This window comes from Pseudomonas sp. 05N433, from assembly GCF_056396925.1.
Genome location: NZ_JBFTML010000003.1, coordinates 56,790 through 72,802, shown reverse-complemented (window position 1 = coordinate 72,802; position 16,013 = coordinate 56,790). Strand labels below are relative to the sequence as shown.

Below are 16,013 nucleotides of genomic sequence, written 5' to 3'. Positions count from 1 at the left end.
CAAGATGATCCTATTTCCAGACTTGCTCCAGTTACCTCACCAGTTGCGCCACCCTGAAGTGCGCGACCTGGCTTGGGTCATCCTCGCGCCGCCGATGCTCGACGCCACCCCGTGGCCGCAGCGTCATCCCCTGGCCGGCAGCGATTGGGTGCAGGCGCCGGAGCGCCTGGAACACTGGCTCAGGCATCTGGATCGTGACAGTTACGATTTGCTGCACTGGCTGGCCCAGGCCAGGACCCGGCGCCTGGGTTTGTACTACGAACGGCTGTGGCAGTACGCCGTGCGGCACGCGCCGGGGATCGAGCTGATCGCCGCCAACATGCCGATCCGTCGCGAAGGCCATACCCTCGGCGAGTTGGACATGCTGCTGCGCGATCGCGATGGTGTGCATCACCTGGAACTGGCGATCAAGCTCTATCTCGGCCCGCAGAACGGTGACGGCCGTGACACCGCGCAATGGCTTGGACCGGGTTGCCATGATCGGCTGGACCGCAAACTGGAACACCTGAGCCGGCATCAACTGCCGATTTCCGCACGGGCGGAAAGCCGTGAGGTGCTGGCGTCGCTGGATATCCAGCAGTTCAGCGCGCATCTATGGCTGGGCGGTTATCTGCTCTATCCGTGGCCTGGGCAGGCCGAACCACCGAGTGGCGCACACCCTCAGCATTTACGCGGTAGCTGGCTGCACCAGAAGGATTGGGCGGAGTTTGTCGTGCAGCGTCCGTTCGGTCGCTGGCAACCCCTGCCCCGCCATGCCTGGCTGGCGCCGGCGCACTATCCCGAGGAGCAGACCTGGAGCGCTGAACAGCTGAAGGCGTGGCTGAGTGATCTGGACCCGCTGGCACCGGCGCAATTGATGGTGCGGCTGACAGAGAATGCCAAAGGGGATTGGGAAGAGGCCGAGCGGCTGTTTCTGGTGTCCGATCTTTGGCCGAATGTGCCGGGCAGTGGTTGAGCGTTTGCAGTGCCCGCCCGGTCTAGATGGATAACCGCAACGCCAAGGCCGCCAACGTCACCAACAACACCGGCACCGTCAGCACAACCCCGACCTTGAAGTAGTAGCCCCAGCCAATCCGGATATTCTTGCGCTGCAGCACATGCAGCCACAGCAAGGTCGCCAGACTGCCGATCGGGGTGATTTTCGGCCCCAGGTCGCTGCCGATGACGTTGGCGTAGATCATCGCCTCTTTCGCCACGCCGGTCGCCTGACTGGCATCGATCGAGAGCAAGCCGATCAGCACGGTCGGCAGATTGTTCATCACCGACGACAGCAACGCCGTCAGCACCCCGGTGCCCATGGCCGCGCCCCACACGCCGTAACCGGCGAAGCCATCCAGCCAACCGGCCAGATACCCGGTTAGCCCGGCGTTGCGCAGGCCATACACCACGAGGTACATCCCTAAGGAAAAAATCACGATCTGCCACGGCGCTTCTTTCATCACCTTACGCGTGGAAATCTTGTGGCCACGGGCGGCAATGGCCAGCAGCAATGCAGCGCACACCGCGGAGATCGCGCTGATCGGAATGCCCAACGGCTCAAGGGCAAAGCAGCCGAGCAGCAGAATCACCAACACCACCCAACCGGCATAAAACGTTGCAGTGTCGTGAATCGCGGTGGCCGGGTCTGCCAACTGCTCGGGATGGTAATCACGGGGGATGTCGCGACGGAAAAACACCATCAACATTGCCAGGGTCGCCGCCACGCTTACCAGATTGACCGGAATCATCACCGCGGCGTAGCGGTTGAAACTGATCTTGAAGAAGTCAGCCGAAACAATGTTCACAAGGTTCGACACCACCAGCGGCAGGCTCGCGGTGTCGGCGATGAAACCGGCGCCCATCACGAACGCCAGGGTCGCCGCCGGGGAAAAACGCAACGCCAGCAGCATGGAAATCACGATCGGTGTAAGAATCAGCGCCGCGCCGTCATTGGCGAACAACGCCGACACCAGTGCGCCGAGCAACACCATATAAGCAAAGAGCTTGCGCCCGCTGCCCCGCCCCCAACGGGCCACATGCAACGCGGCCCAGGCAAAGAACCCCGCCTCATCCAGCAGCAGGCTGATGATAATCAGCGCAACGAAGGTGCCAGTGGCATTCCAGATGATCTGCCATACCAGCGGAATATCGCTCAGGTGCACCACCCCGGACAGCAGTGCCAGCACCGCGCCGAATACCGCACTCCAGCCGACGCCCAGGCCTTTGGGTTGCCAGATCACCAGGGTGATGGTCAGCAAAAAAATCAACGATGCGATGAGCATATAAACCCGGTTCCAGCCCGACGGAAAAACGAAGCGCGGAATATAGGGAGGTTTGAATAGGCCGTAAAGTGAAGGTGGGATGAAATGCCTGATGTAGCAGCTGCCGAGCCTGCGAGGCAGCTGCTACGAGCTAAAAGGGAGTGGTCATGGCTTTTTATGCTGCTCGACCCACTGCCCATACGCATTGATGAATTTCTGCAGGAACGGCTTGAGCGACTCCGACAACTTGCCCGCCTCGTCGAACGCTGAACCCATACCGCCCAGATAAGCTTCCGGCTGCTGCATGCACGGCACATTGAGAAACACCATCGACTGGCGCACATTGTGGTTGGCGCCAAATCCGCCGACGGCGCCCGGTGAAGCGCTGATCACCGCACCCGGCTTGCCGTCCCAGACACTCTGGCCATAGGGACGCGAACCGACGTCAATCGCATTCTTCAACGGCGCCGGCACCGAACGGTTGTATTCCGGGGTCACGAACAGCACCGCGTCGGATGAGCGCACTTGTTGTCGGAAAGTGCTGTAGGCTGCCGGCGGTGAATCGCCATCGATGTCTTCGTTGTACAGCGGCAAATCGCCGATTTCGACGATCGTCAGCTTCAGATTGGCAGGCGCCAGCTCGGCCAGCGCCAGCGCGACCTTGCGGTTGATCGATGCTTTTCTCAGGCTGCCGACCAGAACGGCGATCTCGTAGACGTTGCTCATGGAAGATACTCGACTGTTCGATGGAAAGAGCTTCTAGTTATAGATGATCAAATGACGATTCAACCAGCGGGCGACGGAAAATCGCCGCCCCTGACTATTTTTTTCCTGTAGGAAAACTTACCTCGCCCAACCACGGTCTACAGAACCGCAAATTGAGTGATTTATCTCCAGAGGTTCTAAGCAGATGGCAGCAGTACTCGTCGGTCAGTTCCATGCAAGAGACGCGGAAGGCCGTGTTTATTCCGTGCATGAGTTCCAGGAATCCACCCTGTCGCACGACGGCCTCGCCGGCTCTGCGCCTGTCACCACCTATAAACTGGCCATTGGCGATCGGGTCAACAAACTCGACGACAACGCGTTTGTGCTGGTGCAAACCGGTGTCACCCTCATTCGCGAGCCTGAAACGAACGTCGCTTCATAACCCGCTGTTATGAGCAGAAGTCATATGCGCGCACTTGAGTTAGGATTCAGTCACTGACTCCCTCACCTGCTGAACATGGACTTCACGCATGCGTTTACGTCATATCGAAGTGATCCAGGCGCTCCTGCAGACCGGTCACCTGGGCACCGCGGCCGAATGGTTGCAGTTGCCCGTGACCGAGGTTGAACGCACGTTGCGCGATGCCGAGGATCAGTTGGGTTTCATGCTGTTTGCCAGCGTGCGTGGCCGTCTGCAAGCCACGCGCGAGGCGCGGGAGTTGCAGGTCGAGATCGCCCGCGTCTACGAGGCCCTTGAGCCGGTCCAGCGACTGGCCAGCAGCCTCAAGCAATATCTGGCCCCGCCCCTGCGAATCATCTGCACCCCGCCGCTGGCGCAACAACTGTTGCCGCAGAGCATCGCGGCGCTGCGCCGACGCCTCCCCGATGCACCTTGCACCCTCCTGAGCCAACCGACCCGCGAGATTGTCAGAAGCCTGCTGCTGCGCGAAAGCGATCTGGGCCTGAGCCTGCACGACCCGGACCATGCCGATATCGATTGCCAGATCATCGCCCAGGGCAAGCTCCAGCTATTGGCACCCCATGGCTGGTTGCAACCGAAACAGAAGTACATCTCGCTGCAAGACTTGGCCGGCCAGTCAATGGTCGGCCTGGAAGGTCACGACCCGCTCAGCCCGGCGCTGGACAACAAGCTGCATGCGCTGCGCCCTGCCCCGGTCATCCAGACCCGGGTGCAGACGCATCAAATGATGCGCAGCATGGTCGAGGCCGGTGAAGGCCTGGCGATTGTCGATCCGTTTACCGCCCTTGGCGCCAAATCGGCCGGGCTCGATGCCTGCCCGCTGGCGCCTGCGGTACCGGTCAGCGTCTACGCTCTGCGCCTGAAAAACGCCGAGCCCTCTCCGGCGGTTCAGACGCTGCTGGACATCATCACGGAACAAGCCGTGGCGATGCTGGCGAGCTGATCGGTTTTTCCAGCGGGTTCTCGAACAATCGATACCAGAACAATGCGACTTCGGCGGTGTTCGGGTCGATCCCGCGATAACGCAGATGATCGATCCCGCCAACCACGTAGCCACAGCGTTCATACAGCCGGCAGGCCCCAAGATTATTGTTCTGGGTTTCCAGCATGATGCCCGGCAGCTTTTTCTTGCGGCTCCAGAACTGCGCTACGTCCAGCAACGCCTTGGCCACGCCATGGCGACGCGCCGGTGCATGCACCGCCAATTCATCGATATGGGCGAAACCGTTCCAGTTGGTGCTGACCACCAGGTGGCCCACCGGCTCATCATCCAGATAGGCCATGAAAATCGCACTGTCGGCGGCGTCGCGAAAGCTGCTGAACTCTTCGGGATCGATGCCGTAGCACTTGCGATACGGGGTGATTGGCGTCACCGGCCACTGCGCCACCGGCTTGCCGATTTCTGCTGCGCCATAGGCGGCGACTTCAAAACTGAAATCACTGCCCCAGATATAAGCCGCAAAACCCTCATCGGCGACACGCACCGAGAGGCCCGGGTATTTGGGATTCATGACGGGCTGCATACTCGCAAAGGTCCTCATTCCTTGATGCAATCGACGGTGTAGTGCCGTCCATTGCCCTCGTCTTCATGTTGCAAGCCATGCACATCGACGACAAACCCGGGGAAGCTGCTGTCGAACGCCCGGGCAAACTTCAGGTAATCGATGATCGAGCGGGTCGACTCGGTGAAACGCTCGCCGGGCATGATCAACGGGATCCCCGGCGGGTATGGCACCAGCATCACTGCCGCGATCCGCCCGTCCAGGGCATCGATCGAAACGGCCTCCACTTCCCCGCGTACCAATTGATCATAGGCGTCCGCTGGCTTCATCGCGACTTCCGGCAACACCGTGTACATGCGTTTGAGGTGTTTGGCCGTGGCGTTGCTGCGATAACAGGCGTGCAATTGATCGCACAGATCGCGCAACCCCATGCCTTGATAACGGGCCATGTTCTGTTGCGCCACGCACGGCAGGCAGGTGGCCAGGCTGACGTTGGCGTCGTAGCTGCGCTTGAACTCCAGTAACTCGGTCAGCAGCGTGCTCCATTTGCCCTTGGTAATGCCCATCGAGAACAGCACCAGGAATGAATACAGCCCAGTCTTTTCCACGACCAGCCCGCGTTCCCAGAGGAACTTGCTGACTACCGCCGCCGGAATCCCCCGCGCACTCAGCGCGCCGCCCGCCGTCAGCCCCGGCATCACCAGCGTGACCTTAATCGGATCGAGCAGCACATAGTCGTCAGTCACGCCGCCAAAGCCGTGCCAATCGGCGTCGGGTTGCAGCAGCCAGGCTTCGGCGGCCACCTGCTCGATGGCTTCGACCGAGGGCGGCTGCCAGATGGAAAACCACCAGTCATCGGCGGCGATATGCTGGCGCAGATTGGCCAGCGCCCGGCGAAAACTCAGGGCTTCGTCGAACATTTCCTGTAGCAACGAACGACCGGCCGGCCCTTCCATCATCGCCGAGGCCACGTCCAGCGAGGCGATGATGCTGTACTGCGGCGAGGTCGAGATGTGCATCATGAACGCTTCGTTGAAACGGTCGCGATCCAGCTGCCGTGCACCGCCGTCCTGCACGTGAATCATCGACGCCTGGCTGAACGCCGCCAGCAGTTTGTGTGTGGAGTGAGTGGTGAACACCAAGGGGCTGTCTTCGCTGCGGGACGTGCCCATGCCATAACGGCCGGCGAAGAACTCGTGGAATGCCGCGTAGGCGAACCAGGCCTCGTCGAAATGCAGCACCTCGACGCTGTTGCCCAGGCTCTGTTTGATCAGTTCGGCGTTGTAACAGAGGCCGTCATAAGTCGAGTTGGTCACCACCGCCAACTTGACCTTGGGCTCGCGGCCCTGGGTCAGTGGGCTCGCGTCGATCTTGGCCTGGATTGATTCGCGGCTGAACTCACTCAACGGAATCGGGCCAATGATCCCCAGCTCATTGCGCTCCGGGCACAGGTACAGCGGAATCGCGCCGGTCATGATGATCGCGTGCAACACTGACTTGTGGCAGTTGCGATCCACCAGCACCAGATCATCGCGTGCCACCATGGAATGCCAGACGATCTTGTTGGCGGTCGAGGTGCCATTGATCACGAAAAAGGTGTGATCGGCGCCGAAGTTGCGAGCCGCTCGCGCTTCCGCCTCAGCCAGCGGGCCAGTGTGATCGAGCAGCGAACCGAGTTCCGGCACCGACACCGACAAATCCGAACGCAGGGTATTTTCCCCGAAAAACTGGTGAAACGCCTGCCCTACCGGGCTCTTGTGATACGCCACGCCGCCGCCATGCCCCGGCGTGTGCCAGGAATAATTGGAGTCTGCGGTGTGCTGCACCAACGCCTTGAAGAACGGCGGCAACAGGCCGTCCAGGTACTTGCGCGCCGCGCGGGCAACCTGACGGGCAAGGAATGGCACGGTGTCTTCGAACAAATAGAGAATGCCGCGCAGCTGATTGAGCTCGGCCATGGCGTCGGCCGGGGCGTTTTCCAGGGTGACTTGCTCGCCCAGGGCGAAAATCGGCAGCTCCGGCGCCCGAACCCGCGCCAGGCGAATCAGTTCGGCCATGTTGTGCAGAAGATGCGCGTGGGTGCTGGCGTCTTCGGCGGCAATCAACATGCAGGCAAGGCCGTGATGGGTCGAGGCGACCAGACGCCCCTCGGTGTAATCGACCGCCGAAACGATACTGAAACCTTCCTGCTCCAGCTCCCGGGCAATGCCACGCACACGATCACCGGCAACGGTGTCGGCCTTGATGTCGCGGTGGACGATCAGGACCGGGAATTTCAAATCTTTATACATGAGGCTCGGCGTCCTGAGGCGGCAGACCGTGGCCTGCCAATCACCTCAGGGTAGAGGGTTGGAGCGCATGTGGCGAGGGGGATGCCCTGAAGTGGGCCGGCCGGCGCACCATCATGTGGCCAGCAAACTCGGTGTCGAGAAAGATACCTGTGGCGAGGGAGCTTGCTCCCGTTGGGCTGCGAAGCGCCCCCCCCTGCATTCGCTCGGAACCATATTGGCAGGATTTGCGACTGCTGCGCAGTCGAGCGGGAGCAAGCTCCCTCGCCACAAAAAACCTTCCGCTCGAAGGGACTCAGGCCTGAGCCTTGGCCTCGGCCAATTGCTGCCACAGCGACGGCGCGCCGGCGGATTTGGCGATGGCTTCCAGGCGCGCAACGTGTTGGGCCAGATCCTCTTCACTGGCGCGGATGATCCGGGTCGGCTGACGATCGGCCGGCAGACGACGGATTTCCGTGGCGGAATTATCGGCGCCTTCGCCCGAACCGTTGCCATCGGACGCGTTACCGGCCAGCGACAGGCTGGTCTGGCCGCCGGTCATGGTCAGGTAAACGTCGGCGAGAATCTCGGAGTCGAGCAAGGCGCCGTGCAGTTCACGGCCGGAGTTGTCGACGCCATAGCGTTTGCACAAGGCGTCGAGGCTGTTGCGCTGCCCCGGGTGACGTTCCCGGGCCATTATCAGGGTGTCGAGGATCGTGCAGTGTTGTGTGATGTCCGCGCGATCGTGCTGGCCCATCAGGGCAAATTCGTTGTTGATAAAGCCAACGTCGAACGCCGCGTTATGGATGATCAGCTGTGCGCCCTTGATGAACTCGAAAAATTCATCGGCCACTTCAGTGAAACGCGGCTTGCCCACCAGAAATTCGTTAGTGATGCCGTGGACGCCGATGGCGCCTTCGTCACTCTCGCGATCCGGTTGCAGGTAAACGTGGAAATGCCGGCCGGTCAGGCGCCGACCGATCAACTCGACACAACCGATTTCGATAATCCGGTGGCCGTCGGTCACCGGCATGCCGGTGGTTTCGGTATCGAGTACAACGGATCTGGTGGCCATCAGTGCTCAGCTCTCAACGGGTCAATCGTGCAAAAGCGGCGATGTTAACACGCTCGCGGGGGTCTTTCAGATAGACCGTGTTACGCCGGAATCAAGCCTGTTTGTACCCGCGCACTTCATCCACGCCACGGTTGGCCAGTTGGTCGGCCCGTTCGTTGCCATGATGGCCGATGTGCCCGCGCACCCATTTCCAGGTGACGTTGTGGCGGTTGACCTGCTCGTCGAGCAGTTTCCACAGGTCGGCGTTTTTCACTGGTTCCTTCGCGGCGGTTTTCCAGCCGCGTTTCTTCCAGTTGGCCATCCACTCGTTGATGCCTTTCATCACGTACTGGGAGTCGGTCACCAGCAGCACGTCGCAAGAACGCTTGAGCTCTTCCAGGCCACGGATCGCCCCCATCAGCTCCATGCGGTTGTTGGTGGTGTTGGCTTCGCCGCCCCAGAGTTCTTTTTCAACGCCCTTGCACACCAGCAACGCGCCCCAGCCGCCTGGGCCAGGGTTGCCCTTGCAGGCGCCATCGGTGAAGAGTTCTACGCTATCGCTCATGCCAATCTATCCAGAAAATGCGCTGGCTCGCCGATCGGTGACCGACGATGCCCGAGGCCGGGGCATACCCGGCCGGGAATATAAAAAAGTGTATTACGGTTCGATGTGACGACGATTGACCTTGGCCATCGGCAACGGAATCAGCTTGCCCATCGGCTCGCGCCGTACCTGGCGCACCGGCCGCAGCCCCACCACGATCTTGCGCGCGACTAATAAATAGAAGCCGCCACCCGACAATTGCCAGTCACCGGCCTTGCGCTCCCAACCGGCCAGACGAGCTTGCCAGGCAGGTGACGCAAGCGGCGGACGATAGCACCCGAAGCGGCGTTTCTCCAGCGCGAAGCCCAGCAGGTTCAGCCAGTCGCTGACCCGCGACGGCGAAATGCAGCGCGCCTTGCGCAAGGCGTCATGGGCAAACACATGACGCAGGCCCCAACTGCTCCAGGGGTTGATCCCGATAATCAGCAGATGCCCGCCGGGGCGCACACTGCTCGCCGCTTCGCGCAACAAGCCGTGTGGCGACAGGCAGAAATCCAGCCCATGCTGCAACACCACCACATCGGCGGCATGCTCGCTCAAGGGCCAGGCCTGCTCTTCGCAGACGATCTCGACCCCCGGCAACGGCGCGCCGAGTCGCACATTGCGCTGCACCTGCGGCGCCGCCGGTGGCGTCTGTGCCGAGGGGCCGTAATGCACCAGATAGCCGCCGAAGAAGCGCCCCAACTCGTCTTCGAGCATGCGTCGTTCTTCGTCCAGCAAAAATTGCCCGATGGGGCCGGACAGCCAGTCACGGGCCGCGCTGATCAATGCCAGCCAGTCAGGATCAGCCTGAGCGAACGCTTTATCGGTCATTGCATTCTCCAACGCGCCAGGAAGCTCTAAGATGCGCCAATGTTTTCCGCTTGGCGAATCCGACGATGATACAGATCAGTGCCCTGCCCGCCTTCACCGACAACTACATCTGGTTGTTACAAGACCACAGCACCCAGCGCTGCGCCGTAGTCGATCCGGGCGATGCCGCGCCCGTAGAGGCGTGGCTCGCGGCGCACCCGGGTTGGGTGCTAAGCGATATTCTGATCACTCATCACCATCATGACCATGTCGGCGGCGTCGAGCGGCTGAAAAAAGCGACAGACGCAACCGTCCATGGCCCGGCCAGCGAGACCATCCCGGCACGGGACGTGGCCCTCAAGGACAGCGACCGGATCACCGTGCTGGGTTGGGACTTCGATGTCATCACAGTACCGGGCCATACCCTCGGGCATATCGCCTATTACCACCGCGGTCATCTGTTTTGCGGCGACACCCTGTTCGCTGCCGGTTGCGGACGCTTGTTCGAAGGCACGCCCGAGCAAATGCATCACTCGCTGAGCCGCCTCGCGGCGCTTCCCGAAGACACGCTGGTCTACTGCACCCACGAGTACACCCTGAGCAATCTGAAGTTTGCCGTGGCGGTCGAACCGGGCAATCCCGACACCCTCGAACGACTGGCCAAAGTCACCCGTCAACGGGAAGCCGGAATCATGACGCTGCCTTCGACCCTGGCGCTGGAAAAGCTCACCAATCCGTTTTTGCGTACCGGCGAAACATCCGTTAAAGAAAAAGTGGACGAACGGAATGGAACCGAAAACCGGGCGCCGAGTGCGGTCTTTGCTGCATTGCGGGCTTGGAAAGATACGTTCTAAGCTGCCTGCGCAATGGTACAAAAATTCTGAATGGTTGACCGCAGGGGGTGTGCTTTCTAGAATCGCCCGACATTTTCGCCCGGAACTTACTTCCAGCCAATGTCGTCACCTATTCGTAAAGCCACCAATTCAGACGCATTGACCCGCTTGGCTCAAGCCATCGCGGTGGCTGTGTCCGCCACTTTGGCGGGCTGTTCAAGCCATGTGCCGCAGACCGAAGCGACACACACACCGAATATCGCCGCGCGAGCCAAGCAAAAACCGATCTGGCTCAGCGAAAAACCAACACCGCAAGTTCCCCAGGACGTTTGGGAGCGCATGCGCCAGGGCTTCCAGTTGCAGGACAACCTGGGCGTCAACCCGCGCATCGAGCAGCAGCGCCTGTGGTTCGCCAGTAACCCGTCCTTCCTCGAAAACGCCGGCGAACGCGGCAGCCTCTACATTCACTACATCGTCGAACGCCTTGAAGAGCGCAACATGCCGCTGGAACTGGCGCTGTTGCCAGTGATTGAAAGCGCCTACAACCCGATGGCCTATTCCCGGGCCGACGCGGTGGGCCTTTGGCAATTCATTCCTTCCACCGGGCGTTACTTCAACCTGCGTCAAACCCGTTTCTATGATGGCCGTCGCGATATCACTGCCTCGACCACCGCGGCCATGGATTACCTGACCCGCCTGCACGACATGTTCAACGGTGACTGGCTATTGGCCCTGGCGGCCTACAACGCCGGCGAAGGCACGGTCAGCCGGGCCATCGAGCGCAACGAGAAGCTCGGCCTTCCAACCGATTATTGGAACCTGCCGCTGCCAGCGGAAACCCAGGCCTATGTGCCGAAGCTGCTGGCGCTGTCGCAAGTGGTGTTGGCGCCCGATGCCTATGGCGTGAACCTCAAGTCGATCGCCAACGAACCGTACTTCCAGGTCGTCGAAATCAACCAGCGCATGGACCTGTCCAAGGTTGCCGCGGTGGCCAACATCGACGAAGACGAGCTGTTCCAGCTCAACCCGGCCTTCAAGCAACGCACTACCATCGACGGTCCCCAGCATCTGCTGGTGCCGACGTCCAAGGCGCAACTGCTGACTGCCAGCCTGTCGACCATGCGTCCTGAAGAGCTGATCAGCCAGCGGCCGCTCAAGCCGGTGTTCGAAGGTGCCGACGACAGCGAAATCGCCAGCATCAAGCGCGCCTACCGGGTCAAGCGCGGAGAAAATCTGGCCTCCATTGCCAGGGCCAACAAGGTCGACGTCAAGGACCTGCAACGCTGGAACAAGCTGAACGGCAAGAACCTCAAGGTCGGCCAGACCCTTGTGATGCAGGACACCACCAAGCGCAGCGGCGGTCGCATCAACACTGTCGTGGCGGCGAACAGCAAAACCAGCGGCAAGTCAGACAAACAGAAACCGCAGACCCAGTACAAGGTCCAGCAAGGCGACTCGTTGTACATGGTTGCCAAACGTTTCAATGTCGAAATGCAACACCTCAAGCGCTGGAACCCTCGGGTAGGCCAGGCGCTGAAACCGGGTCAGATGCTGACGGTTTCTTCCCCGCATTAATCAGCACGCCCTGCCTAGGGGCTTTTGTGGCGAGGGGGCTTGCCCCCGCTCGGCTGCGAAGCAGTCGTAAACCCAAGTACGCGGCGTGTCAGAAGTTACCGGATTTCAGGTTTTGGGGCTGCTTCGCAACCCAGCGGGAGCAAGCTCCCTCGCCACAGGTTCTGCGATCCGCAGGGCTATCGAGGCAGCGGTTAACAATGCATTAAGCCCCCCCGTCTTTTTCCTGTCGATACAAGCTGTTACTGTACGGCCCACAAAGCCCAAGCCGCCTGGATCGGATCTCTGACTTGAAGCGTCCCCTCCTCCTGCTCCTGATCAGCCTGGCCTTGAGCTCCCCCGCAAGCGCGACGATCAGCGAAAGCCACGGTTATGCGCAGTTCGGCACGCTCAAGTACCCGGCCAGATTTACCCACTTCGACTGGGTCAACCCGCAAGCGCCCAAGGGCGGTACGTTGCGGGTGATGGCGTTTGGCACCTTCGATACGCTCAACCCTTACACCTTCAAAGGTTCGAGCCCGGTTTCCACGCCCAACTTCCTGCAATACGGCATCAACGAACTCAACGAACCGCTGATGGTCGGCACCGGCCAGTACGCGCCGTCGGGCGATGAGCCGACGTCCAGTTATGGCCTGATCGCCCAATCGGTGGAATACAGCGAAGACCGCAGCTGGGTGGTGTTCAACCTGCGCCCCGAAGCGCGCTTCCACGATGGCACGCCGATCACCGCTTACGATGTCGCGTTTTCTTACCGTCTGCTGCTCAAGGAAGGTCATCCGCAATACCGCACCAACCTGCAGGAAGTGTCGCGGGTCGACATCCTCAACCCGCAGCGCATTCGCTTCGTCTTCAAGCGCTCCGGTAATCCGTTGCTGATCCTGCGCCTGGGCGAGTTGCCGGTGTTGCCCCAGCATTACTGGAAAGATCGCGACTTCAAGGCCACCACCTTCGAGCCGCCATTGGGCAGTGGGCCGTATCGCATCACTTCGGTAACCCCCGGGCGGCAGATCGTCTTCGAACGGGTCAAGGATTACTGGGGCAAGGACCTGCCGGTCAATCGCGGCAAGTACAACGTCGATCGCATGGAAGTCGAGTTCTACCGTGACAGCGACGTGGCCTTCGAAGCGTTCAAGGCCGGCGAGTTCGACATCTACATCGAGCATCAGGCGAAAAACTGGGACAACGGCTACGACTTCCCGGCCGTGCGCCGTGGCGAGGTGATCAAGGCGCAGATCCCGCACCAGATCCCGACCCAGAGCCAGGGCCTGTTCATGAACACTCGGCGGTCGACCTTCGCCCAGATCAAGGTCCGTGAAGCGCTGGGACTGATGTTCGATTTCGAGTGGACCAACCGCACGCTGTTCAGCGGCGCCTACACACGCGCCATGAGTTACTACCCCAACAGCGAGTTCTCTGCCACGGGACTGCCGGTCGGCCACGAGTGGCTGTTGCTCAAGCCCTATCGCGATCAGTTGCCCGCCAAGCTGCTCACCGAGCCGTTCAGCCTGCCGCAGACCGAAGGCCGCGGCATTCCGCGCGAAACCATGCGCAAGGCCTTGGGCCTGCTCGCCGAAGCCGGCTGGAAGCTCAATGGCCAGCGGCTGCAGAACAGCATCGGCCAACCGCTACGCTTCGAGATCCTTCTGGTCAACCCGAACCTGGAGCGGATCCTTCAGCCCTACGTCGAGAACCTCGCCAGCATCGGTATCGACGCACGGCTGCGCACGGTCGATCGCGCCCAGTACAAACAGCGCCTCGATCAATTCGATTTCGACATGATCCTGATGACCCTCAACCAGACCCTCAGCCCCGGCCTGGAACAATGGCAGTACTTCCACTCCAGCCAGGTCGGGATCAAGGGCAGCAAGAACTACGCAGGCATCGCCGACCCGGTGGTCGACCATTTGCTCGAACAACTGCTCGGCGCCCAGACCCGGGATGAACAAGTCGCCGCCGGCAAGGCGCTCGACCGGGTGCTGCTATGGCAGCACTACATCATTCCCAACTGGTACCTCAATTATCACCGCTTGGCCTACCGCAACCGGTTCGCCTTCGTCACCACGCCGCCCTACACCCTGGGCCTGAGCGCTTGGTGGCTGAAATCTTCGGAGAAAGATCAATGACTCCCTTACGCGCCCTGCTCTTGCAGGCCAGCGGTCTGTTGTTCGCCGGGCTGGCCTGCGCCGCCCCGCAACACGCCTTGACCCTGTACAACGAGCCGCCGAAATACCCGGCCGACTTCAAGCACTTCGATTACGTAAACCCCGACGCGCCGAAGGGCGGAATCTTCCGTCAGGCCGGGTTCGGTGGCTTCGACAGCCTCAATCCGTTCATCAGCAAAGGCGTGCCGGCCGACGACATCAGCATGATCTACGACACCCTGGCCAAACAGGGTCTCGATGAGCCGTTCACTCAATATGGCTTGATCGCAGGCAAAATCGAAAAAGCCCCGGACAACACCTGGGTGCGCTTCTATCTGCGCCCCGATGCACGTTTCCACGACGGCCACCCTGTGCGCGCCGAAGACGTGGTGTTCAGCTTCCAGACCCTGATCAAGGAAGGTGCCCCGCTCTACCACGGCTATTACAGCGACGTGGAGGAAGCGATCGCCGAAGACCCGCTCAAAGTGCTGTTCAAGTTCAAGCACAACAACAACCGCGAATTGCCAATGATCCTCTGCCAGTTGCCGGTGCTGCCCAAACATTGGTGGGCCACCCGTGACTTCAATAAGGGCAACCTGGAACTACCGCTGGGCAGCGGCCCGTACAAAGTCACCGAAGTGAAGGCCGGGCGCTCCGTGCGATATGAACGGGTCAAGGATTACTGGGGCAAGGACCTGCCGGTCAATCGCGGGTTCTACAACTTCGACGTGATGACCACTGACTATTACCGCGACAACACCGTCGCACTGGAAGCACTCAAGGCCGGTCAGTTCGACTACTGGCTGGAAATATCCGCGAAAAACTGGGCCAAGGCCTACAACATTCCGGCGGTGACCGAAGGGCGGCTGATCAAGGAAGAAATCCCCAACGGCAACCCCACCGGCATGCAAGGCTTCGTGTTCAACCTGCGTCGTCCGGTGTTCCAGGATGTGCGCGTGCGCCAGGCGCTGACCCTGTTGCTGGACTTCGAGTGGACTAACAAGCAACTGTTCAACGGCGCCTACGTGCGTACCCGCAGTTACTTCGAAAACTCGGAAATGGCCGCCACTGGCCTGCCGGACGCCGATCAACTGGCGATTCTCGACCCGTTCCGCGGCAAGATTCCCGAGCAAGTGTTCAGCGAGGCGTTCCAGAACCCGCTGACCGACGCCAGCGGCATGATCCGCACCCAGCAGCGCAAAGCCTATCAACTGCTGCAAGAGGCCGGCTGGCGGATCGTCGACGACAAGATGGTCGACGCCACCGGCAAACCGGTGACCATCGAGTTCCTGCTGGCCCAGACCGAGTTCGAGCGGGTGCTGCTGCCGTTCAAGCGCAACCTCAGCGACCTGGGCATCGATCTGGTGATCCGTCGGGTCGACGTCTCGCAATACATCAACCGCGTACGCTCCCGGGACTTCGATATGATCGTCGGCAGTTTCCCGCAATCCAACTCGCCGGGTAACGAACAGCGCGAGTTCTGGATGACCGCCGCCGCCGACAAACCCGGCAGCCGCAACTCCATGGGCCTTAAAGACCCAGTGGTGGACCAACTGGTCGAGCAACTGATCAACGCCGATTCGCGCAAAAGCCTGGTGGCCCACGCCCGGGCGCTGGACCGGGTGCTGCAATGGGGCTATTACGTGATCCCCAACTGGCACATCAAGACCTGGCGCGTGGCGTACTGGAACCACATCGGCCACCCGAAGATTTCACCCAAATATGACATCGGCATCAATACCTGGTGGGTCAAACCCGACGCGACACCTGCGATAGAAGTCGAAACAAAACTGCAAGCCGACCCTGCGGGCACGGAGTAATC

General features: G+C 60.8%; 14 protein-coding genes. 7 read left to right on the top strand and 7 right to left on the bottom strand.

Annotated features, from left to right (window positions below; genetic code table 11):
- Nucleotides 1-4 precede the first annotated feature (4 nt).
- Nucleotides 5-955, top strand: coding sequence for a DUF1853 family protein (locus AC1DIS_RS01975; RefSeq protein ID WP_086946064.1), 951 nt, complete (start codon nucleotides 5-7; stop codon nucleotides 953-955).
- A 22-nt stretch (nucleotides 956-977) separates the two neighbouring features.
- Here AC1DIS_RS01975 and AC1DIS_RS01970 read toward each other — a convergent pair whose 3' ends face one another.
- Nucleotides 978-2,261, bottom strand: a complete 1,284-nt coding sequence (locus tag AC1DIS_RS01970; RefSeq protein ID WP_018929615.1) for an arsenic transporter — start codon at nucleotides 2,259-2,261, stop codon at nucleotides 978-980.
- A 144-nt stretch (nucleotides 2,262-2,405) separates the two neighbouring features.
- The gene (locus AC1DIS_RS01965) at nucleotides 2,406-2,966 is read right to left on the bottom strand and encodes an NADPH-dependent FMN reductase (protein WP_086946062.1); all 561 of its coding nucleotides are present in this window, start codon (nucleotides 2,964-2,966) and stop codon (nucleotides 2,406-2,408) included.
- Between the two features lie 184 nt (nucleotides 2,967-3,150).
- Between AC1DIS_RS01965 and AC1DIS_RS01960 the strand changes: the two genes are divergently transcribed.
- Together AC1DIS_RS01960 and AC1DIS_RS01955 are read left to right on the top strand one after the other, a co-directional pair.
- Nucleotides 3,151-3,387 carry a hypothetical protein gene (locus AC1DIS_RS01960; protein WP_018929617.1) on the top strand — a complete coding sequence of 79 codons (237 nt, stop codon included), beginning with the start codon at nucleotides 3,151-3,153 and terminating at the stop codon, nucleotides 3,385-3,387.
- An 88-nt stretch (nucleotides 3,388-3,475) separates the two neighbouring features.
- The gene (locus AC1DIS_RS01955) at nucleotides 3,476-4,369 is read left to right on the top strand and encodes a LysR substrate-binding domain-containing protein (RefSeq protein ID WP_064618218.1); all 894 of its coding nucleotides are present in this window, start codon (nucleotides 3,476-3,478) and stop codon (nucleotides 4,367-4,369) included.
- On the opposite strand, the gene AC1DIS_RS01950 is transcribed toward AC1DIS_RS01955, so the two are convergent.
- The 5 genes from AC1DIS_RS01950 to AC1DIS_RS01930 all read right to left on the bottom strand — a co-directional run bounded on the left by AC1DIS_RS01950 (nucleotide 4,335) and on the right by AC1DIS_RS01930 (nucleotide 9,666).
- Complete coding sequence (locus AC1DIS_RS01950) at nucleotides 4,335-4,949, bottom strand: GNAT family N-acetyltransferase (protein ID WP_477742988.1); 615 nt, start codon at nucleotides 4,947-4,949, stop codon at nucleotides 4,335-4,337. The genes AC1DIS_RS01955 and AC1DIS_RS01950 overlap by 35 nt on opposite strands.
- Nucleotides 4,950-4,963: 14 nt before the next feature.
- A complete protein-coding gene (locus AC1DIS_RS01945) occupies nucleotides 4,964-7,219 on the bottom strand; it encodes an Orn/Lys/Arg family decarboxylase (RefSeq protein ID WP_477742987.1) in 2,256 nt (751 codons plus the stop codon).
- 292 nt (nucleotides 7,220-7,511) lie between these two features.
- The gene (dnaQ, locus tag AC1DIS_RS01940; protein WP_007937771.1) at nucleotides 7,512-8,270 is read right to left on the bottom strand and encodes a DNA polymerase III subunit epsilon; all 759 of its coding nucleotides are present in this window, start codon (nucleotides 8,268-8,270) and stop codon (nucleotides 7,512-7,514) included.
- Between the two features lie 91 nt (nucleotides 8,271-8,361).
- Nucleotides 8,362-8,814, bottom strand: coding sequence for a ribonuclease HI (rnhA, locus tag AC1DIS_RS01935; RefSeq protein ID WP_003180633.1), 453 nt, complete (start codon nucleotides 8,812-8,814; stop codon nucleotides 8,362-8,364).
- A gap of 93 nt (nucleotides 8,815-8,907) precedes the next feature.
- The gene (locus tag AC1DIS_RS01930) at nucleotides 8,908-9,666 is read right to left on the bottom strand and encodes a methyltransferase domain-containing protein (RefSeq protein ID WP_018929621.1); all 759 of its coding nucleotides are present in this window, start codon (nucleotides 9,664-9,666) and stop codon (nucleotides 8,908-8,910) included.
- Nucleotides 9,667-9,731: 65 nt separating this feature from the next.
- Here AC1DIS_RS01930 and gloB point away from each other — a divergent pair, with 65 nt between their 5' ends.
- From gloB to AC1DIS_RS01910, 4 genes are all read left to right on the top strand, one after another.
- Complete coding sequence (gene gloB / locus AC1DIS_RS01925) at nucleotides 9,732-10,499, top strand: hydroxyacylglutathione hydrolase (RefSeq protein ID WP_477742986.1); 768 nt, start codon at nucleotides 9,732-9,734, stop codon at nucleotides 10,497-10,499.
- A 99-nt stretch (nucleotides 10,500-10,598) separates the two neighbouring features.
- Complete coding sequence (locus AC1DIS_RS01920) at nucleotides 10,599-12,053, top strand: transglycosylase SLT domain-containing protein (protein WP_019579327.1); 1,455 nt, start codon at nucleotides 10,599-10,601, stop codon at nucleotides 12,051-12,053.
- Nucleotides 12,054-12,340: 287 nt separating this feature from the next.
- Complete coding sequence (locus AC1DIS_RS01915) at nucleotides 12,341-14,173, top strand: extracellular solute-binding protein (RefSeq protein WP_064618223.1); 1,833 nt, start codon at nucleotides 12,341-12,343, stop codon at nucleotides 14,171-14,173.
- The gene (locus tag AC1DIS_RS01910) at nucleotides 14,170-16,011 is read left to right on the top strand and encodes an extracellular solute-binding protein (RefSeq protein ID WP_477742984.1); all 1,842 of its coding nucleotides are present in this window, start codon (nucleotides 14,170-14,172) and stop codon (nucleotides 16,009-16,011) included. The genes AC1DIS_RS01915 and AC1DIS_RS01910 overlap by 4 nt, the downstream gene beginning before the upstream one ends.
- Nucleotides 16,012-16,013: the final 2 nt, after the last annotated feature.